The organism is Streptomyces sp. NPDC030245 (assembly GCF_055572995.1).
The window spans coordinates 569437-589911 of sequence record NZ_JBVICF010000002.1 but is presented as its reverse complement, the minus strand read 5'-3'; the positions used below and the strand labels follow the sequence as shown (position 1 = coordinate 589911).

The following is a 20475-nucleotide window of genomic DNA, read 5'->3' as shown; positions in this document are numbered from 1 at the left end:
ACCCCGCCTTGCAGGGGGGTGGGCGCGCCGCTTGCACGGTTCCTGCGGACGGCTGAGGCATCGCCGTCACGCGCCGCCGCCCCGCTTCCGTCCGGTGGTCATACGGGCATCAGTCGGGCGCCGACGGACCGGGCGTCGGGCACCGATACGCACGTATCCGTCGACTCGACGGACGGGCAGGGAGTACCGGAGCCACCGGCGCGGGCAACTGGAGTGCCGCATTCAGCCACGGGCAGGCACAAGTCGCCCCGTTCCGGGCAAAGGCGGTGCCGGTCCGCCGGGTGAAGGTGAGTGCACCACAGGACGGTCGCGCGCCACGCGGAGAGGACTGGATGACGCAGTGGAACCGATGAGCCAGGAGTCCCGGGCCGATGTGCGTGAGAGGACAGGACCACCGCCGATCGGCGCGCTGGGCGCCTTGTCCGTGAGCGTCGACAGCCGGCCCCTGGAGCTGGGACCGCCACGCCAGCGAGCAGTCCTCGCCCTGCTGCTGATCGGCGCGGGCAGCGTGGTGTCGGTCGATTCGATCATCACGCAGATCTGGGGAGACACACCGCCGGCGACCGCCAACGCGACCTTGCAGTCCTACGTCTCCCGCCTGCGCAAGCTCCTCGCACACTGTGTCCTCCCCGACGGGGGCAGCCCCCAACTGGTCTACCAGCAACCGGGGTACGCGCTGGTCGTCGACCCCGAGCACGTGGACACCCACCGCTTCGAGAGGGCCGTGCGGATCGGCGGCCGACTGGCTCGCACGGGCAGCGTCGAGGAGGCGCATGCCGTGCTGAGCTCGGCCCTGGCCACCTGGTCCGGCACGCCGTACGAGGAGCTGAGCGCCTATGACTTCGCCGTGCAGGAGGCCGGACGGCTCGAACAGCTGAGGCTGAGCGCGGTGGAGTCGTGGGCGCGGTGCGCGCTGCGGCTCGGCCGCGAGGAGGAGGTGCTGCACCCGCTGGCCCTTGAGGCCAAGCGCAATCCCCTGCGCGAGCGGCTCATCGGGCTGTACATGCACGCCCAGTACCGGCTCGGCCGACAGGCCGACGCCCTGCGGACGTACGAGAACACGCGCCGCGCCCTCGCCGACGAGATCGGCGCGGACCCGGGCCGGGCCCTCGCGGCGCTGCACGCCGCGATCCTGCGCCAGGACTGTTCCCTGGACCGCACGCCCGACGTCCCCGTCCGGGAGACGCACACCGGCGTCCGGGGCGACACCGTGCCGTGCGTCTCAGGGCCGCCCCACCCGGCAGCCGCCGCCGACTCCGGCCGCGTCACCATCGCGCAGCCCCGAACGCACGCCGGACGCCGGGCGGAGACGGTGGCACAGAGACGGAGCTGGGCAGCCGTTCCACCGGTGTTCGTCGGACGCGCGGACGAGCTGAGGCTCCTCCTTGACTGCGCCGCCGGCGCGTTCCACACGTCCGGCAGGGTGGCGTTCGTCGTCGGCGAGGCCGGCATCGGAAAGACGCGGCTGGTCACCGAGCTCACCCGGACGATCCCGGACGGCGTGCACGCCGTGTGGAGCTCCTGCTCGGAGAGCGAGGACAAGCCGGACCACTGGCCGTGGACGACGCTGCTGCGCCGACTGAGCGTGCTCTGGCCCGAACGGGTGCGCCGCCTGCCGGACTGGGTCCGGCACAGCCTCGCCCACCTGCTGCCGGAGATGTGCTCGGACATCTGCGATCCGGCGGACCACGAGCCGCGTGCGCGGTCGGTGCCGCCTCTCCTGTCCAGGGGCGACCGGTTCGCGCTGCACGACGCGGTGTGCCAGGCGCTGTTGCGTACCGTCCGCGAGCCGACGGTCCTGGTCGTCGAGGACGTGGACCGGGCCGACCCGCCGTCGTTGGCCCTGCTGCGGCTCTTCGTGGAGCAGCTGCGCAGTGTCCCGGTCCTCCTGGTGGTCACCACGCGCACCTTCCAGCTGGCCCACGACGCCGAGCTGCGACGGGCCGCGGCCGTGATCCTCCAGTCGCCGGACGCGCGGCGCATCCTGCTCGACCCACTGGACCTCGCGGCCACCGAGTCGCTCACGGAGAAGACGCTGGGCGCCACTCCGGAGCCCCGCCTCCTGGAGAGACTGCACCGCCGAACCGCCGGCAACCCCTACTTCCTCGGCTACTTGCTGCACGCGCGGACGCAGGGCCTCGACGCGGACCTGGACGCCCGCATCTCCCACGAGCTGGCCGGCGTCGTGCTGCAACGCCTGTCGGGACTGCCGCCCGGGGTGCGCCGTGTCCTCGAACTCTGCGCGGTCTCGGAGGACGGATGCGAGCGACGCGCGGTGGAGGCGACGCTGCGGCACGAGGGCATCTCCACGGACCCGGTCCTCGTGGCTCTCCACGGAGGCCTGCTGAAGCCCGACCCGTCCGACGGCGACCGACTCCGCTTCGTCCACCCACTGGTGCGCGAGGCGATCTGCCACGACCTGGAGAACGCACGTCCGACGCGGCCGGCCGCCGACCGGCCCGCACAGAACGGCGCGACGCATGGCCGTGTCAAGACGACTGGTCCCTCGTTCAAGGGAGTTCCAGCGGACGGCGCAGTGGGCGGCAACCGGAGTGTGCCACGGTGACGGGCAGGTGCCGGGACGGCCCGGCAGCAGCGACTCGGGAAGGGATCTCCGGTCCGATGCATGCCTCTTCTCCCCAAGGTTTCCTCGTCCACCACGGCCGGGCCGGCATCAAGGACGCCCGCCCGGACTTCGCCGTGATCGCCTCCGAGGTGCCCGCGGCCACGAGCGCGGTGTTCACCCGCTCCCGCTTCGCCGGGCCGAGCGTTCTGCTGAGCCGGGAAGCGGTCGCGGACCGGATCGCGCGGGGCGTCGTCGTCCTGTCGGGCAACGCCAACGTGGCCACCGGGGCGGGGGGCCGCCAGGACGCCGAGGAGATCCGCGGCCAGGTGGCCGAGGTGATCGGAGCCGACCCGAACGACGTCCTGATCGCCTCCACGGGAATGATCGGCCACCGCTACCCCATGCCCCTCCTGCGCTCACATGTCGCCTCGCTGCGCTGGCCGTTCCCCGGCGCCGACTTCGACGCGGCGGCGACCGCCATCATGACGACCGACACCCACCCCAAGATCCGCCGCGCCCGCTGCGGTGACGCGACCCTGGTCGGCATCGCCAAGGGAGTGGGCATGATGGAGCCCGACATGGCGACGCTGCTGACGTTCTTCTGCACCGACGCCGAGGTGGGTCCGGTCGTACTCGACGACATCTTCCGCCGCGTCATGGACCACACGTTCAACGCCCTGAGCATCGACACCGACACGTCCACCAGCGACACGGCGGCCGTGTTCGCCAACGGCCTCGCGGGCCCGGTGAACCTCATGGAGTTCGAGAAAACCCTGTCAGCCGTCGCGCTCGACCTGGTCAAGGACATCGCCCGCGACGGTGAGGGCGCCACCAAGCTCATCGAGGTACGGGTCACCGGGGCCAGGGACGTCGCACAGGCCAAGCGCGTCGCCAAGTCCGTGGTCAACTCCCCGCTGGTGAAGACCGCCGTGCACGGGGCGGATCCGAACTGGGGGCGGGTCGCCATGGCGGTGGGGAAGTGCCAGGACGACCTCGACATCGTCCCCGAGCGCGTCACGATCGACTTCGGCGGCCAGGAGGTCTACCCGGGAAGCCCCGGCCCCGACGGACTGGCGCGCGTCGTGGAGCACCTGAAACTGGCGGAGGTCGGGCTCCGCGTCGATCTCGGCCACCCGCACTCCGCCGCGGAGTTCACGGCCTACGGCTGCGACCTCACCGAGGGGTACGTGCGTCTCAACGCCGACTACTCGACCTGACACCACCGGGCGGGAACCTCATGACGCACGCTTCCGACCCCGTGGGCCCCGTCGCCACGGACCGCACGCCGGACTTCCGTACCGTACTGGGGCGTTGCCCCACGGGCGTCGTCCTGGTGACCGCACCCGCGGGGCGTGCCGGGGCGGACCCGCTCGGGATGGTCGTCGGCACCTTCACCTCGGTCTCCCTGGATCCGCCCCTGGTGGGCTTCCTGCCCGCACGCACGTCGACGACCTGGCCACTGATCCGGGCCACGGGCCGCTTCTGTGCCAACGTCCTGAGCGCGGGACAGAAAGGCGTGTGCGAGGCGTTCGCCGCGAAGTCGCCCCGCCGCTGGGAGATCCCTTACGGCTGGTCACCCTCGGGCTGCCCCCTCCTGACAGACGCCGTCGCCTGGATCGACTGCGCCCTGGACGGACAGTGGGAAGCCGGAGACCACTGGTTCGTCACCGGCTCGGTCCGGGAGATGGGCACGGGGGACCAGGGACCGCCGCTGGTCTTCCTCGGCGGCCACTACGGTACGTACGCGCCGCGCTCGCTCCCACGCGGCAGATCGTGGCCGGTGTAGCGGCCGGAAATGCACGCGTGCCCAAAGTCCGCTGAACCGGCTGGTCGCACCCCCCGTACAAGTGTGGTGCACGGGGGTGAAGGACGGCCGGTCCGACTGTTGGGACGCGGGTCCGGCCGCAGTCGACACGGGGGAGGGCCACACATGACAGAAACGGCCACAGGCCGCGCGGTCGTCGCGGAGGGGGAGGAAAGGCGCCGCCGCATCGTGACCAGCGCACGCCGTACGGGGTCCGTCGACGTCACCGCGATCGCCGCCGACCTCGGAGTCTCCAAGGAGACGGTGCGGCGCGACCTGAGCGCCCTGGAGCGGCGCGGTCTGGTGCGGCGTACGCATGGGGGCGCGTACCCGGTGGAGGGCAGGGGTTTCGAGGCGACGCTGGAGTTCCGGACCGCGATGCACGTCGCGGAGAAGTCACGGATCGCGGCGGCCGCCGCGAAACTCCTGGGGGACGCCGAGACGGTCTTCATCGACGAGGGCTACACCCCGCAGCTGATCGCCGAGGCGCTCCCCGACGACCGGCCGCTCACCGTGATCACCGCGTCGCTCGCCACGGCGCAGGTCCTGGCGGCCAGGCCGCGGGTCACGGTCCTGCTCCTCGGCGGCCGCGTCCGGGGCGGCACGATGGCCACCGTCGACCACTGGGCGGCCCAGATGCTGTCCGAGTTCGTCATCGACCTGGCCTACGTGGGGGCCAGCGGGATCTCCCGCGAACACGGCCTCACCACGCTCGACCCGACGGTCGGCGCGGTCAAGCGGCAGGCCATGCGCGTCTCCCGCAGACGGGTCTTCGCCGGGGTGTACTCCAAATTCGGCGCGGTCAGCTTCTGCCGCTTCGCCGAGGCACGCGCGTTCGAGGCGATCGTCACCGACACACGCCTGTCGCAGACGGAGGCCAGACGGTACGCCCTGCTCGGGCCGGAGGTACTGCGGGTGTGACGGCGTGTGTACAGTGAATGACGCCCTTGACCTGCACGAAGCAGGCAGGGAGCCGTCTTACGGGAGTCCAAAGTGCTGCGTACTCTGTTCAAGTCCAAGATCCACCGCGCCACGGTGACCCAGGCCGACCTGCACTACGTCGGATCCGTCACCATCGACGCGGAGCTGCTCGAAGCCGCCGATCTGCTGCCCGGGGAGCTCGTCCACATCGTCGATGTCACCAACGGTGCGCGTCTGGAGACGTACACCATCGAGGGTGAGCGCGGCAGCGGAGTCATCGGGATCAACGGGGCGGCCGCCCACCTCGTGCACCCCGGTGACAAGGTGATCATCATCAGCTACGCCCAGGTGGACGACGCGGAGGCCAGGGCTTGGCGGCCGCGGGTCGTGCACGTCGACGAGGGCAACCGCGTGGTGGCCCTCGGCGGCGACGCGGCGGAGCCGGTGCCCGGCGCGACCGACATGGTGCGCAATCCGTTGAGCCGCACGGCCGCCGTGTGACCGGGCGCCCGGTCACGCTGGCGCTCCTGCACACGTCGTCCGTGCACGTGCCCGTCTTCGAAGGGCTGCGGGACGCCGAGCACCCCGAGCTCGGGCTGCGCCACCACGTGGTGGAGGAGCTCCTTGCGCGGGCGCGGGAGGAGGGCCCTGACGCGGTCGCGACCGACGTGCGGGCCGCACTCGTGCGCGCCGCAGAGGGCGGTGCCGCCGCCGTGCTGTGCACCTGCTCCACCATCGGGGGCGTCGCCGAGACCGTCGGCGCCGACGTGGGGGTTCCCGTGGTGCGGGTCGACCGGCCCATGGCGGCCGCCGCCGTCGCCGCGGGGCCCCGGGTCGTCGTGCTCGCCGCGGTCGCGTCCACGGTCGGGCCGACCTCGGCCCTCGTCGAGGAGGAGGCCCGGCGCGCCGGGCGGGACGTGTCGGTGCGGGCCGAGGTGGTCGACGGGGCGTGGGCGCGGTTCGAGGCCGGTGACTCCGAGGGGTACGCCGAGGGCGTGGCCCGAGCGGTGCGCCAGGTGCGGGACGCCGACGCGATCGTGCTGGCGCAGGCCTCCATGGCGGGGGCGGAGCGGCTCGTTCCGGACGTCCGGGCGCGGGTGCCGGTGCTGTCCAGCCCCCGGCTCGGGCTCGCGGCGGCGGCATCGCTGGCCGCGGGCCCGGGAGGGACGGGCGCCGGGTAGGGGGCCACGTGGGGTGGTGAGGTGACCGACCCGGGTGGCGGTCGGCCACGGGCACCGTGCGAGGAACCGTGGAAGGCTTGGTTCCGGGGGCGTCGGGTACGCGGGGAGGAGCCGCTGGCGTACCACTGGCTGGAGGAGTGCAATGACTCAACCGTTCCCCGATCCCGCACCGAAGCCGGGGCCGGTCAGGCCCTTCCCGGACCCTGACCCGGTACCGCCGACGGAGCCGGGGAGGCCCTTCCCGAATCCGGACCCGGTGCCGAACCCCGAGCCCCGGCCGAGCCCGGAGCCGCCGCCCTCCCCGATTCCCCAGCCGCCGGGACCCGACCCGGCGCCGGAGCCCCAGCCGGACCCGATGCGCTGAGAGAGAGCCGGTGCGCTGAGCGACTGGGAGTATTCCCGGCCCGGGGCGGAGGGCCCGCCCAGCGGCCGTCCTCGGCTCCAGCCCGGAATACTCCCTGTCCGGCAGCGATCAGCTGGCATAGCGTGAACCCTCCCAGGACATGACGCCAGGAGGAGTCGCCCGTGCCACAGTTCGATCTGCCCCTCGAAGAACTGCGCCGATACCGACCCGACTTGCCCGAGCCCGACGACTTCGACGCCTTCTGGGAGAAGACGTTGCAGGAGACGCGGGCGCACGAACTGGACGCGCGGTTCGAGGCGGTGGAGCTGCCGCTGACCGGCGTGCGGGTCCTCGACGTCACGTACGCCGGGTTCGGGGGCCATCCCGTCAAGGGGTGGCTGGTGCTGCCCGCAGGCGCCGAGGACGGCGAGCCGCTGCCCGCCGTCGTGGAGTACATCGGGTACGGCGGCGGACGCGGCCTGCCCCACATGCACCTGCTCTGGGCCGCCGCCGGGTTCGCGCACTTCGTGATGGACTCCCGCGGGCAGGGCGGCGGGGGATGGGCGCAGGGCGACACCCCGGACCCGGTCGGGAGCGGGCCCGCGCACCCCGGGTTCATGACGCGCGGTATCCAGGACCCGCACGACTACTACTACCGGCGTCTGTACGTCGACGCGGTGCGCGCCGTCGAAGCCGCCCGCGCCCATCCGCTCGTGGACGCCGCACGGGTCGCCGTGCTCGGCGTCAGCCAGGGCGGCGGGCTCGCCCTCGCCGTCGGCGGACTCGTCCCTGACCTGGCCGCCGTCATGCCCGACGTCCCCTTCCTCTGCGACTTCCCGCGCGCGACGACCCTCACGGACCGCCTCCCCTACAGCGAGATCGCGTCCTATCTGAAGGCCCGCAGGGACGGCAGGGAGCATGTCTTCCGGACGCTGGCGTACTTCGACGGCGTGCACTTCGCCGCCCGCGGACGGGCGCCCGCCCTCTTCTCCGCCGCCCTGGAGGACCAGACCTGCCCGCCGTCGACGGTCTTCGCCGCCTTCAACGCGTATACGGGGAGGGAGCGTTCGATGGAGGTATACGCCTTCAACGATCACGAGGGCGGCGGCCCCTACCAGCAAGGCGTGCAACTGCGGTGGGTGCAGGAGTACTTGAAGGGCTGACGCGAACCCCGTCTGTTCAACTCCCCCTCGGTGCATCGCCCTTGTCACGGATTGGGCAACCGGATAGCTTGCGGGCTTGTCGTGTGTCCGCTGTGCGCAATCCGTGATGACGTGTGTCCGAGGGGGCTCCCAATGGCCGTACGGGGCCGGCACCGCCGGTATCAGCCGAACCGCATCAACCGTGCGTCGCTGACCGTCACGGCGGGCGGCGCGGGCATGGCGCTCCCGCTGACCGTCACGGGCACCGCGGGCGCCGCCGACGTCGACACCTGGAACAAGGTGGCGGCCTGCGAGTCCGGCAACAACTGGAGCATCAACACCGGCAACGGCTATTACGGCGGCCTCCAGTTCAAGCAGTCCACCTGGGAGGCGTACGGCGGCACGGCCTTCGCCTCGCGGGCGGACCGCGCCACCAAGGACCAGCAGATAGCCGTCGCCGAGAAGGTCCTCGACGCGCAGGGCCCCGGCGCCTGGCCGGTCTGCTCGGCGAAGGCCGGTCTCACCCGGGGCGGCGGCACGCCCGACGTCAGCCCCGGCAAGGCGGCACCGGCCAGGACGCCGGCCAAGGCCCCGGCCAAGAGCAAGCCCGAGCGGCCCGCACGTGACGTCAGGGACGTCAAGCCCGAGGTGACGCCCCAGTCCGCCGCGGGCAGCGCCGAGATGTACACCGTGGTCCACGGCGACACCCTCTCCGGCATCGCCGACGAACGCCGGGTGCGGGGCGGCTGGCAGCGCCTGTACGAAACCAACCGGCGTGTCATCGGCGGCGACCCCGACCTGATCACACCGGGACAGCGCCTCTCGGTCCACGGGCAGGGCGGCACCGGCACCGGCACCAAGGAGCGTGCCCCGCAGAAGCCCGCCGACCGAAAGGCCACCGAGAGCAGGGCCGCGGAAAGGAAGGCCGCCGAGAAGAGGGCCGCCGAGAAGCAGGCGGCCGACAAGGCCGCCGCCGAGAAGAAGCGTGAGAAGCAGCGGGCGCCGCGGGCCTCGGCCCCGCAGGCCGAGCGGGCCACGTCCGCCGCATCCGCCCCCGTCGCCGCCTCGCCCAGCACGCCGTACCGTGCCGCGGGCCGCTCCTGGTCGAAGGGCTACCACACGGGCGTCGACTTCGCCGTGCCCACCGGGACGGCCGTGAAGTCCGTCGCGGCGGGCCGGGTCGTCTCCGCCGGCTGGGGCGGCAGCTACGGCTACCAGGTGGTCATCCGCCACACCGACGGGAAGTACAGCCAGTACGGGCACCTGTCGGCGCTCTCCGTGAAGGCGGGGCAGCAGGTCGGCGCCGGACAGCGCATCGCCAGGTCCGGTTCCACCGGGAACAGCACGGGTCCGCATCTGCACTTCGAGGTGCGGACGGGGCCCGGCTTCGGTTCCGACATCGACCCGCTCGCCTACCTGCGGGCACGCGGCGTACGGATCTGACACGCCCCGTACAGTCCGAGCAGCAGTGGCCGGACCGTCAGGACACCATGCGCTCGCGGCGCCTCGGCTGCCGCGGGCGCGTCCGGCGGTGAGCCGTCGGCGGCGGCTGCGAGGGCACCGCGGGCAGCGCGCCGGCGGGGCACGGGCCAGGTCCGCCCTCCACGTCGGGGACGGTCTCCGCGCCGGCGACGGTCTCCGCGCCGGGAGCGGTCTCCGGGGCCGGCCGCGCCGCGCACGGGCCGCCTCGCACCACCGGACCGCCCTCGGCCACGGTGACGGACGCCGTCTCCCGGGCGATCCGCTCGGTCGTCAGCAGGATCAGACCACAAGCGGCCACGACACCGCTGCCGAGCGCGAGAACGGTGCCCGTGGCGCCGTGCCGGAAGGATTCGCCGAAGAGGGTCAGGCCGACCGCGGCCGCGACCACCGGGTTCACCACGGTCACCGTCGACAGCGGCGCCGCGAGCCCCGCACCCCGGTACGCGGCCTGCGAGAGCAGCAGGCCGGCCGCCGCGAGCACCGCGATGGCCCCGAGGGTGGGCAGCTGCTCGACGAGCCCGACGCGGCGGTCCCAGTCCACCGCCACCGTCTTCGTGAACACCGAGGCGATGCCGAACGCCGCACCGGCCGCGCAGGCCAGCAGCACGCTGCGCACCACGGGGTGCCGGTGCGCCGCGTGCGCCGCGAGCATCAGCGTGACGACGCCGCCGCCCGTGACGAGGCCGAGCATGACGCGCTCCGCGTCGGCCAGCGTCTGCGAGTCGGAGGTCGAGGTGAGCGACAGGAGCCCGGCGAGCCCCACCGTCGCCATGAGCGCGCCCCGCCAGGCGGTGGCCCCGGCCCGCCGCCGTACGAACACGGCCGCCATCGGCAGCGCGAACACGATGGTCAGCGCGCCCAGCGGCTGGACCAGGCTGAGCGGGCCGTAGGCGAGCGCCACCACGTGCAGCAGCGCGCCGAGACCGTTCAGGGCGATCGCGGCCCACCAGGCGGCGCGGCGCAGCGGCGCGTACTGGCCCGGCGCCGTCGCCGCCACCCGCTCCTGAAGGATCGCCCCGCCGGCGTACGCCACGGCTGAGACGAGCGACAGCACCACGGAAAGCGCCAGAGCACTCATGACGTGCTCCGCGGGGTGCGGTGCTCCCGGCGATCCCGGTCCGGCGAACGGTCTGCTTCCATGGTGACAACGATGACGCGTGCAGCCCTACAAGTCGTCGTACCTGAGCAGGCAATCGGTCCTACTGCCGATGGAGTACGGCCTGTGGCGTGTCCTCCCCAAGAGGGGTTACGTCCTGGGCGCGGAGAGTGACCCTCATGGGCACCCCAGCGGTGGCCGGCGCCCTGCGGCTTGCTGTACTTCTCCCGTGACCACCCTCATTGACCTGGCAGAACTCGGCTCCGTCGGCGGCTTCTTCGCCCTGCGCGTGAGCCCGGCGCACGACCGGGGCATCCGGCCGCTGGCAGCGGTGTACGGGCTTGCGGAACCCGGTGATCCGACCGGTTCGGAACCCGGTGATCCGATCGGTTTCCGGGTCGGCAAGGTCGCGCGGCGGCTCGGCGCCCCGGAGGACCGCGTCGCGGTGTCCGTGGCGCAGCTGGGGCTCGCGGCCCGGCTCTGGTCCGTGGCGCTCGGCTCCGCCGCGCTGTACGGCCGGGTGCCCGACCTCGACCCCGCGCTGCTCGGCTGGGACGCCGACGGCACCTCGCCCGACGACCTGTGGCTGACCGGCGTACGCCCCCTGCCGGGCGATGCGGCCACCGTGCGGGACGTCGTGCAGTACGGCCATCTGGCGCCGCTGTCCGAGGCGTTGCGGGCCCGGTACCGGATCTCCGCCGGGCTGCTGTGGGGCAACGCGGGGTCCGCGCTCGCGGGCGCGGCGCGCGAACTGCACGGCTGGGCCGCGCGATCGGGGCGCCCGGAGGTGGGGGAGCGGGCCCTGAGCCTGGCCGCCGAGCTGTTCGACCACCCCGACCTGCGCGGCACCGGCACCCTGCGGGGCACGGCGTTCCGGCGCCGCAGCTGCTGCCTCTACTACCGGTGCCCCGACGGCGGACTGTGCGGCGACTGCTGCTTCGACCGCCCGCCGCAGCGGTCTTCCCCCGGAGCCGCGTCTGGGTGACCATGAGGTGGCGCGGCCGGCAGCGACGGACGACGGAGGGTGCTACGTGAAGGTGGGCCTGCTCACCCGGGAGTATCCGCCGGACGTCTACGGCGGCGCCGGAGTCCACGTCGAGTTCCTGGCACGGGAGTTGCGCGCCCTCACGGATCTCGAAGTGCACTGCTGGGGGGAGGGCGCGGCCGACGGGCTCGTGCGGCACAGCGCGTGCCCCGCGCTCGACGGGGCCAACGACGCGCTGCGCACCTTCTCCGTGGACCTCGCCATGGCCGCGGCGCTCGCCGACCGCGACCTCGTCCACTCCCACACCTGGTACACCAGCCTCGCCGGCCACGTCGGCAAGCTGCTGCACGGCATCCCGCACGTCATGACCTCGCACTCCCTTGAGCCGCTGCGCCCCTGGAAGGCCGAGCAGCTGGGCGGCGGGTACGCCCTGTCGACCTGGGCCGAGCGCACCGCGGCCGAGGCCGCCGACGCCGTGATCGCGGTGTCCGGCGCGATGCGCGAGGACGTCCTCACCAGCTACCCGGCCGTCGATCCGGCGAAGGTCCACGTCGTGCACAACGGCATCGACACCGAGCTGTACCGCCCCGACCCCGGAACCGACGTCCTGGAGCGGCTCGGCGTCGACCCGGGGCGGCCGTACGTCCTGTTCGTCGGCCGCATCACCCGCCAGAAAGGCGTGCCCCACCTGCTGCGGGCGGCACGGAAGCTGGACCCCGAAGTGCAGCTCGTCCTGTGCGCCGGAGCGCCCGACACCCCCGCCATCGACCTCGAGTTCCGCACCCTCTTCGAGGAGCTGAGCAAGACCCGCGCCGGAGTGCAGTGGATCCCCGAGATGCTGCCGCGCCCCCAGATCGTCCAACTCCTCACGCACGCAGCCGTGTTCGTCTGCCCATCCGTGTACGAACCGCTGGGCATCGTCAACCTGGAGGCGATGGCGTGCGGCACGGCCGTCGTGGCCTCCCGGGTCGGCGGCATCCCGGAAGTCGTTCGGGACGGCACGACGGGGGTACTCGTGCCGTACGACGCGAGCGACCCCGAAGGCTTCGAGCGCGAACTGGGGCTGCTCCTGAACACGGTGGCGACCGACCCGGAACGGGCCGCCGCGATGGGCGCGGCCGGGCGCGACCGCGCGCTCCGCGAGTTCGGCTGGGACGCGGTGGCCCGGCGCACGGTCGAGGTGTACGAGAAGATCCTGCACGCCGACAGATAGCCGATAGCCGACCAAACAGGGGGCTGGGATGCGCGGTGGACCTTCGGTGCTCGGAATCGTGCTCGCCGGCGGGGAGGGGAAGCGGCTGTTGCCGCTCACCGCCGACCGGGCCAAACCAGCGGTCACGTTCGGCGGCACCTACCGCCTCGTCGACTTCGTGCTCTCCAACCTCGTCAACGCCGACATCCTGCGCGTCTGCGTCCTCACGCAGTACAAGTCCCACTCCCTGGACCGGCACGTGACGACGACCTGGCGCATGTCGAGCCTCCTCGGCAACTACGTCACGCCCGTGCCCGCCCAGCAACGCCTCGGCCCCCGCTGGTACTTGGGCAGCGCCGACGCCATCCTTCAGTCCCTCAACCTCGTCCACGACGAACAGCCCGACTACATCGCCGTGTTCGGCGCCGACCACGTCTACCGCATGGACCCGCGGCAGATGCTCCAGCAGCACATCGAGAACGGCGCGGCGGTGACCGTCGCGGGGATCAGGGTGCCGCGCGCCGAGGCGCCGTCGTTCGGCATCATCACGCCCGGACGCGACGGCACGAAGGTGGAGCGCTTCTTGGAGAAGCCGACCGACCCGCCGGGGCTGCCCGACGACCCGGACCAGGTCTTCGCCTCGATGGGCAACTACCTCTTCACCACCAAGACCCTCGTCGACGCCCTCCAGCAGGACGCCGAGGACGAGGAGTCGGCGCACGACATGGGCGGCTCCATCCTGCCGCTGCTCACCGAGCGCGGCATGGCCCAGGTGTACGACTTCGACGACAACCACGTACCCGGCGAGACCCCGCGCGACCACGGCTACTGGCGCGACGTCGGCACGCTCGACTCGTACTACGAAGCCCATATGGACCTCATCTCGGACCAGCCCGTCTTCAACCTCGACAACCGGCGCTGGCCCATCTACACGCACTCCGGCGGCCTGCCGCCCGCGAAGTTCTGCGCGGGCGGCATCGCGGGCGAGTCGATCGTCAGCCCCGGCTGCGTCATCCGCGGCCAGGTCACCCGCTCCGTCCTCTCGCCCGGCGTGACCGTCGAGGAGGGCGCGGTCGTCCAGGGCTCCGTGCTGCACGACAACGTCCGCATCGGGCGGGGCGCGGTGGTGCGCGGCGCCGTCCTCGACAAGAACGTCGACGTACCGCCGGGCGCCACGATCGGGGTCAATCCGGAGCGGGACGAGGAGCTGTACACGGTCTCCCAAGGCGGGGTGATCGCCCTCGGCAAGGGGCAGCCCGTACCGATGTGAGGCCCGCGCGCACCCGGCGCCCGCAGGCCCGGCCACCTCAGAGTCCCTCATGTGGGGGATGGCGGCTCGCCGGGCAGGTCGACAAGCCTTGGACGACCGAGGCGGATCTGTATGCGGGAGGCAATCGTGATGCGGAAAAGGCTCTTCGTGCCGCTCGTGGCGGTGGCCGCCCTGGCCGCCACCGCGGTGCCGGTGACCACGGCGCACGCGGCCGATGGGTACGACCGGTGCCCCGACGGCCATTACTGCATGTTCTCGGGCCTCGACGGGACCGGCGACATGATCGCGCTCAGGGGGAACACCCCGGACCTCGCGGCGGTCGGCATGGACGACCGGGCCAAGTCGGACTGGAACCGCACGGCCTCGATCATCTACCTCTGGTCCGACGCGCACTACACCGGCTGTACGGCGGTGACCTCCGCCGGCCCGACGGGCAAGGGCAACTTCTTCCCGCCGTACCAGGACTTCTTCAGCTCGGTGCAGTTCGACGGCCCCGGCGGCCCGAGCTGCGGCACGCCGCCGGGCGAGGGTCGTTAGCCACTCTCACCGCAGCTGCCGCCGCACCAGTTCGTGCAGCCGCCCGCCCGCGTCGGCCAACAGCTGGGCGGGCGGGCCCTGTTGCACGATGCGGCCCTCCGACATGACGACGACGCGGTCGGCGTCCAGGACCGTGGAGAGGCGGTGGGCTATGACGACGCGGGTGGCGTTCAGGGCGCGGGTGCTGTCGATGACCGTGCGCTGGGTCTCGTTGTCCAGGGCGCTCGTCGCCTCGTCGAAGAAGAGGACGCGGGGGCGGCGGATCAACGCCTGGGCGATCATCAGGCGCTGGCGCTGGCCGCCGGAGACCGCCCCGCCGCCGGAGATCATCGTGTGCAGGCCCATCGGCATGCGCTTGATGTCCTCGGCGAGCCCCGCCATCGCGGCGGCCTCCCACGCCTCCTCCTGTGTGAACGACTCGGCGCCGCAGATGCAGTCCAGGATCGAGCCGGTGAGCGGCTGCGCGTTCTGCAAAACCACACCGCACTGGCGGCGGACCGCCGACTGGTCGAGCGCCGACAGGTCCTGCCCGTCGTAGAGCACGCTGCCCGATACCGGTTCGTCGAAGCCGATCAGGAGGCGCAGCAGCGTCGACTTGCCGCAGCCGCTCGGGCCGACGACGGCCACGAACTCCCCGGGCTCGACCGCCAGCGACACGTCGTCCAGGACCAGCGGGCCGTCGTCGGTGTAGCGGAAGGAGACGCCGCGTGCCTCGATGCCGCCCCGCAGCTCGCCCGGCTGCGCGCTCCCGGCGCGTACCTCGGGCGCCTCGTCGAGCACCGGCTTGATCTGCTCGAACATCGGGAGCACCGCGGCCGCCGAGATCAGCGCGCCGGTGAGCTGAGTGACGGATGTCAGGAGCATCGTCACGGCGGTGCTGAAGGTGAGGAACTCGCCCGCGGTCAAGCTGCCCCGGGCCGGTCCCGCGAGCAGGACGAACATGACGAGCGTGCAGAGCGGCAGGTACACCGAGTTCAGGACCGTGGTGATGTTCTTGATGCGGCCGGCCCGCCGCTGGAGCTCCCGGCTGCGCGCGAACTCGCCCGCCCACGCGGCGTACGCGAAGCTCTCCGCCCCCGCCACCCGGAGCTTCGGCAGCCCGCGCAGGCTCTGGAACGCCTGGTTGTTCAGCTTGTTGGCGAGCTCCACGAGACGCCGCTGCCAGCGCAGCTCCCACAGGCCGAGCGTGAGGAACACACCGGCGATGACGGCCAGCATCGCGAGGGCGGCCAGGGCGAGAGGGACACTGTAGAGGAGCAGCAGGACGAGGTTCATCGCGCCGACCGAACCGGCCTGGAGGGTGACGGGACCGATCCCCGACAGGACCCGGCGGATCGCGCTGACCCCCATCGCCGCGCTCGCCAGCTCGCCGGTGGAGCGGGCCGCGAAGAAGCGGGTCGGCAGCCGCAACAGCCGGTCCCACACGGCGGGTTGGAGCGTGCTCTCCATGCGGCCCTCCATCCGCAGGACGGTGAGGTTCTGGAGCAGCATGAACGCCGCCGAGACGATACTGGTGACCATCACGGCGAGGGAGACCTGGACGATGAGGCTCTTCTCGCCGTTCGGCACGAACACGCCGAGCACCTGCCCCGTCGCGATCGGCACGAGCGCGCCGATCACGACCGTCACCAGACCGGCGAGCACGAGGTTGCGCACGTCGGAGCCGGTGCCGCGCAGGCTGAAGCGGAACAGCCGCCACGGCGTCAACGGCCGGTCGGGCAGCGGCCGGTAGAACATGACGCCCTGCGGTTCGAACTCGTCGGCGTTGGCCGCGTCGACGCGGGTGCGCCGCCCGGACGTCGGATGCACCGACTCGTAACCGCCGCGCCGCCACAGCAGCGCGACCGGTGTGCCGCTCGCGGCCCGGTGCCCCACCAGCGGTCCCGCGTTCTCGCGCCACCAGCGGCCGTCGAGCCGGACGGCGCGGGTGCGGATGCCCGAGGCCACCGCGACCTGCTCCACCGGATCGATCCGGTCGCTCACCGCACCGCCCTCGGCGGCGCCGGACAGCGTGATGCCCGCCGCCTCCGCGACCAGCCGGCAGGCGGCGTACGTCGCGTCGTGACCGGCACCGGCACCGGACCCGGTACGGCGCGTGCCGCGCCCGCGTGCGCGGCCGATGGAGGCGATCAGTGTGCGGTCGGCCTGCTCGCGCACGCTCTCGCCCGCCTTGATGCCGGCCGCCGTTCGGTCCTCGTGGGCCCGCTCCAGGCGTTCGATCCAGCGGTCGAGGGTGGCGAGCAGCCGGTACTGCTGGTTGACCATGCGCTGCCACATCGCGGCGTCCACGAGCAGGTCGCCCGCCGCCTCCGCGCTGTAGGCGGAGCCGTACTGCACGCTGCCCGGCGCGACCGGCATCCACAGGATGTCGTCGTCCGCCACCACCTCGTCGCCCACCGTGCGGCCGTCCAGCGGCGCCTCGAACAGGACCCGGTGGCCGCGTCCGACGCCGAGGGCGAAGGCGTGCTCAAGCAGGCTCAGGGACGCGTCCTGCGTGTCGTACTGAGAGGGGTGGTGCTGCTCGTACGACCAGGTGTCGCCGTGGTCGGGCCGGTACAGCTCGCGCAGCGGGACGCGGCGCAGCTCGCAGCCCTGGAGGGGGCGGCCGACGAGGGTGTGCTGGGGCCCTTCGACCGGGCCGAGGAGCAGTGTGCCCGGCTCCAGGCGGCCGAGGTAGTGCCAGTGGCCCTGCTGCACGGCGTCGACCGCGAACAGGTCGAGCGCCCCCGCCACGACGAACCACAGCACCTGGGGACCCTCCAGGTGCACGCTGCGCAGCCCCGTGCAGTCGACGGGGCTGCCGAGCGTGCCGAAGGCCGCGCCCACCGCGTCGTACGCGTGCTGCTCGGGTGGTGAGGTCACCTCAGTGCTCCTTGACCAGGTCGGCGTAGGGGCCGCCTGCAGTGACGAGGTGTTCGTGGCGGCCGCGCTCCACGATCCGGCCGTGGTCGAGCACGACGATCTCGTCGCTGTCGCGCACGGTGCTCAGCCGGTGGGCGATGACCACGCAGGCGCAGCCGCGGCGGCGCAGGTTGTCGATGATGACCTGTTCGGTCTCTGCGTCCAGGGCGCTGGTCACCTCGTCGAGCACGAGGATGCTCGGGCGGCGGACCAGGGCCCGCGCGATCTCCAGGCGCTGGCGCTGCCCGCCGGAGAAGTTGCGCCCGTCCTGCTCCACGCGGCCGTGGATGCCGCCGGGCCTGCGGGCCACGACCTCGTACAGGCAGGCGTCCTTCAGGGCGGCGACGACGGCGTCGTCGGGGATCGACGGGTCCCACAGGGCCACGTTGTCGCGGATGGTGCCCTCGAAGAGGAAGACGTCCTGGTCGACGAAGGAGACGGAGGCCGCGAGCGCGCCGCGCGGAATGTCCTCGAGGCGCTGCCCGTCGATGCGGATCGTGCCCTCCCAGGGGCTGTAGAGGCCCGAGATGAGCCGGGACACGGTCGACTTGCCGCTGCCGGACCCGCCGACGAGCGCCACCTGCTGTCCCGGCCCGACCGACAGCGAGAAGCCGGTGAGGAGCGGCTTGTCGAGCGGGCTGTAGCCGAAGGTGATGTCGTCGAGGGTCACGTGGCCCTTGAGGCGGCGGGTGTCGGCGGCCGGTTCGGGGCGGGAGTAGAGCGGGTCGACGGGGAAGTTCTCGACGTCCTTGAGGCGGGCGACGTCGGCGGCGAAGTCCTGGATGCGGCCCGCGACGCCGTTCAGGCGGGTGATCGGCGCGGTGAAGCGGGTGACGAGGGCCTGGAAGGCGACGAGCAGCCCGATCGACAGCTGCCCCTCGACCGCCCGCAGACCGCCGATCCACAGGATCAGCGCGCTGTTGAGGGTCGCGAGGGTCGGCGCGACGACACCGAGCCACGCGCTCGGCACGCCGAGCCGCTGCTGCTCCTCCAACGTGGTGGCGTGCTGGCCCGCCCAGCGCCGGAAGTAGCCGTTCTCGCCGCCGGTGGCCTTCATGGTCTCGATCAGCTGGAGCCCGGTGTACGAGGTGTTGGTGAGCTTGGCGCTGTCGGCGCGGAGCTTCTGGGTGCCGGTGGCGCGCAGCCGGACGACGGTGCGCATCGCCACGACGTTCAGCAGCGCGATGCCGACGCCGACGAGGGTGAGCTGCGGGTCGTACGTCCACAGCAGGGCCGCGTAGAGGAGGACGACGACGCCGTCGACCCCGGCGGCCGTGAGGTCGCGGGCCAGCGTCTCGGCGACCGCGTCGTTGGAGGCGAGGCGCTGTACGAGGTCGGCGGGGGAGCGCTGCGCGTAGAACGTGACGGGCAGGCGCAGCAGATGGCGGAAGAAGCGGGCGCTGCCGAGGGTGGAGGAGATGATGCGGCCGCGCAGCAGGTTGGCCTGTTGCAGCCAGGTGAGCACGACGGTGAGCGCCACCATCGCGCCCATGGAGGCGAACAGCGCGCCCAGAAGGGAGGTCTGGTGACCGATCAGGAACAGGTCGATGTACGTCCTGCTGAGCGCGGGCAGCGCAGCGCCGACCGCGACGAGCAGCAGGCTGGCCAGGAGCGCGGCGAGCATGGTGCCCGTGGTGCCGCGCAGCCGGGCGGGGAGGGTCTTCAGGACGCCGGGCCTGCGGCCGCCCGGACGGAAGCCGTCGCCGGGTTCGAGGACCAGGACGACCCCGGTGAAGCTGGTGTCGAAGTCCTCCGACGGCACGAAGCGGCGGCCCTTGTCGGGGTCGTTGATGTAGACGCCCCGGCGGCCGAGGCGGCGCCCCGTGCCGTCGTACACGACGTAGTGGTTGAACTCCCAGAAGAGGATCGCGGGCGCCCGGACCTCGGCGAGCGCGGCCGGCTCCATCTGCATGCCCTTGGCCGTCAGGCCGTAACTCCGGGCCGCCTTCAGGACGTTGCTGGCCCGTGAGCCGTCGCGGGAGACGCCGCACGCGATGCGCAGCTCCTCCAGGGGGACGTGCCGCCCGTGGTGGGCGAGGACCATGGCGAGGGCGGCGGCGCCGCACTCCACGGCCTCCATCTGAAGGACGGTGGGGGTGCGGACGGTCCGCGGCCGCCGGCCCTTCGACGCGGGGCGCGGTGCCGCGCGGCGGCGGCCGCGCCGCGGGGGCTCGGGGCGGTGCCTGCGGCGGCCGCCGGGGGGCGGCAGCTGCTGCTGGTGCGCGGGGGAGGGGTGCGGTGCGGTCACGGAAGCAGCCAATCGATCGGGCGCTGCTCGGTGAGGTGGAAGGCGCCGGTGGCCGGGGTCATGGAGTCGAGTGCGAAGGGCGGTCCGTCGGCGGTGGACCACGCGTAGCCGGACTTGGTGGCGGGTGACCTGTCGAGCCGTACGAGGACGGCGACGGGCGGCCCGTCCTTGGTGAACTGCCCGGCGAGGTCCTTGTCGCCGAGGAACCCGGCGATCCTCTGCCGGGTCTGCGCGGCCCGTCCGACCGCCTTCACGCGGCCGCGCAGCGTTCCGTACTCCTGGGTGGGCACGGTCTGGACGGTGAGATCCACCGATGCGCCGACGGGGACGGTGGCGGCGCTGTCCGCGGGCACGTAGACCAGGGCGAGCAGCGGGTCGTCGCCGTCCGCCACCCGCTCCAGGGTCGCGACGTCGGCGCCGGTGGTGACGACGGTGCCGATCCTGGCGACGAGCGAGGTCACGCGGCCCGCGGCGAGCGCGCGCACGATCTTGTCGCCCTGTTCCGTACGGACCTTGAGCACCGGAGCGCCCGCGGCGAGGCGCTTGCCCTCCTCGGCCAGGACGCGGGTGACCTGCCCTGTGACGGGGCTCTGTAGGACGTAGCTGCCCTGGCCGTGCGTGAGGATGCCCGGCGCGCGGAGCGTGGAGGAGACCGAGCCGGTCACGGCCCAGACGCTCGCGGCGGCCATGACGACGAGGGTGACGGCGAGGACGAGCAGGCCCTGGGGGCGGGCGTAGCGCACCGGAAGGTCGAGTTCCTCGGGCGACTGCACCTTGGACAGGGCCTGTTGGCGGAACTGCACGGAA

The 20475-nt window shown here is 72.7% G+C and carries 16 protein-coding genes; 12 read left to right on the top strand and 4 right to left on the bottom strand.

Going from position 1 to position 20475, the window contains the following annotated elements; all coding sequences use genetic code 11:
* The first annotated feature begins 349 nt into the window (after window positions 1–349).
* The 8 genes from ACZ4Z4_RS07095 (at window position 350) to ACZ4Z4_RS07060 (ending at window position 9400) form a co-directional block, all read left to right on the top strand.
* The gene (locus ACZ4Z4_RS07095) at window positions 350–2566 is read left to right on the top strand and encodes a BTAD domain-containing putative transcriptional regulator (RefSeq protein ID WP_468323356.1); all 2217 of its coding nucleotides are present in this window, start codon (window positions 350–352) and stop codon (window positions 2564–2566) included.
* A gap of 56 nt (window positions 2567–2622) precedes the next feature.
* Complete coding sequence (gene argJ / locus ACZ4Z4_RS07090; RefSeq protein WP_468323353.1) at window positions 2623–3783, top strand: bifunctional glutamate N-acetyltransferase/amino-acid acetyltransferase ArgJ; 1161 nt, start codon at window positions 2623–2625, stop codon at window positions 3781–3783.
* Window positions 3784–3803: 20 nt separating this feature from the next.
* Window positions 3804–4352 (top strand): flavin reductase family protein, encoded by a 549-nt coding sequence (locus ACZ4Z4_RS07085; RefSeq protein WP_468323350.1) that lies wholly within the window; start codon window positions 3804–3806, stop codon window positions 4350–4352.
* A gap of 144 nt (window positions 4353–4496) precedes the next feature.
* Window positions 4497–5291 carry a DeoR/GlpR family DNA-binding transcription regulator gene (locus ACZ4Z4_RS07080; protein WP_468323347.1) on the top strand — a complete coding sequence of 265 codons (795 nt, stop codon included), beginning with the start codon at window positions 4497–4499 and terminating at the stop codon, window positions 5289–5291.
* Between the two features lie 72 nt (window positions 5292–5363).
* Window positions 5364–5792: an aspartate 1-decarboxylase gene (gene panD / locus ACZ4Z4_RS07075; RefSeq protein WP_468323345.1), complete on the top strand. Its 429-nt coding sequence runs from the start codon at window positions 5364–5366 to the stop codon at window positions 5790–5792.
* Entirely contained in the window at window positions 5789–6472 is a 684-nt protein-coding gene (locus ACZ4Z4_RS07070) for an aspartate/glutamate racemase family protein (RefSeq protein WP_468323342.1), read from the top strand. The genes panD and ACZ4Z4_RS07070 overlap by 4 nt, the downstream gene beginning before the upstream one ends.
* Window positions 6473–6997: 525 nt before the next feature.
* Window positions 6998–7978, top strand: a complete 981-nt coding sequence (locus ACZ4Z4_RS07065; RefSeq protein ID WP_468323340.1) for an acetylxylan esterase — start codon at window positions 6998–7000, stop codon at window positions 7976–7978.
* 132 nt (window positions 7979–8110) lie between these two features.
* Window positions 8111–9400, top strand: a complete 1290-nt coding sequence (locus ACZ4Z4_RS07060) for a transglycosylase family protein (RefSeq protein ID WP_468323337.1) — start codon at window positions 8111–8113, stop codon at window positions 9398–9400.
* 37 nt (window positions 9401–9437) lie between these two features.
* Here ACZ4Z4_RS07060 and ACZ4Z4_RS07055 read toward each other — a convergent pair whose 3' ends face one another.
* Entirely contained in the window at window positions 9438–10517 is a 1080-nt protein-coding gene (locus tag ACZ4Z4_RS07055; protein WP_468323335.1) for a DMT family transporter, read from the bottom strand.
* A gap of 247 nt (window positions 10518–10764) precedes the next feature.
* Between ACZ4Z4_RS07055 and ACZ4Z4_RS07050 the strand changes: the two genes are divergently transcribed.
* From ACZ4Z4_RS07050 to ACZ4Z4_RS07035, 4 genes are all read left to right on the top strand, one after another.
* Window positions 10765–11520 (top strand): (2Fe-2S)-binding protein, encoded by a 756-nt coding sequence (locus tag ACZ4Z4_RS07050; RefSeq protein ID WP_468323332.1) that lies wholly within the window; start codon window positions 10765–10767, stop codon window positions 11518–11520.
* A 46-nt stretch (window positions 11521–11566) separates the two neighbouring features.
* Complete coding sequence (glgA, locus tag ACZ4Z4_RS07045; protein ID WP_468323329.1) at window positions 11567–12733, top strand: glycogen synthase; 1167 nt, start codon at window positions 11567–11569, stop codon at window positions 12731–12733.
* Window positions 12734–12761: 28 nt separating this feature from the next.
* Window positions 12762–13982 (top strand): glucose-1-phosphate adenylyltransferase, encoded by a 1221-nt coding sequence (glgC, locus tag ACZ4Z4_RS07040; protein ID WP_468323327.1) that lies wholly within the window; start codon window positions 12762–12764, stop codon window positions 13980–13982.
* Between the two features lie 111 nt (window positions 13983–14093).
* Window positions 14094–14519, top strand: a complete 426-nt coding sequence (locus ACZ4Z4_RS07035; protein WP_468323324.1) for a peptidase inhibitor family I36 protein — start codon at window positions 14094–14096, stop codon at window positions 14517–14519.
* Window positions 14520–14525: 6 nt separating this feature from the next.
* Here the strand turns inward: ACZ4Z4_RS07035 and ACZ4Z4_RS07030 are convergent, their stop codons facing one another.
* Genes ACZ4Z4_RS07030 through ACZ4Z4_RS07020 form a run of 3 tightly spaced genes read right to left on the bottom strand, consistent with a single transcriptional unit; the run spans window position 14526 to window position 20471 of the window.
* Window positions 14526–17381, bottom strand: coding sequence for an NHLP bacteriocin export ABC transporter permease/ATPase subunit (locus ACZ4Z4_RS07030; RefSeq protein WP_468323321.1), 2856 nt, complete (start codon window positions 17379–17381; stop codon window positions 14526–14528).
* 1 nt (window position 17382) lies between these two features.
* Window positions 17383–19668: an NHLP family bacteriocin export ABC transporter peptidase/permease/ATPase subunit gene (locus ACZ4Z4_RS07025; RefSeq protein ID WP_468323318.1), complete on the bottom strand. Its 2286-nt coding sequence runs from the start codon at window positions 19666–19668 to the stop codon at window positions 17383–17385.
* Window positions 19665–20471: a hypothetical protein gene (locus tag ACZ4Z4_RS07020; RefSeq protein WP_468323316.1), complete on the bottom strand. Its 807-nt coding sequence runs from the start codon at window positions 20469–20471 to the stop codon at window positions 19665–19667. Before ACZ4Z4_RS07020 ends, ACZ4Z4_RS07025 begins: the two co-directional genes overlap by 4 nt.
* Between the last annotated feature and the right edge of the window lie 4 nt (window positions 20472–20475).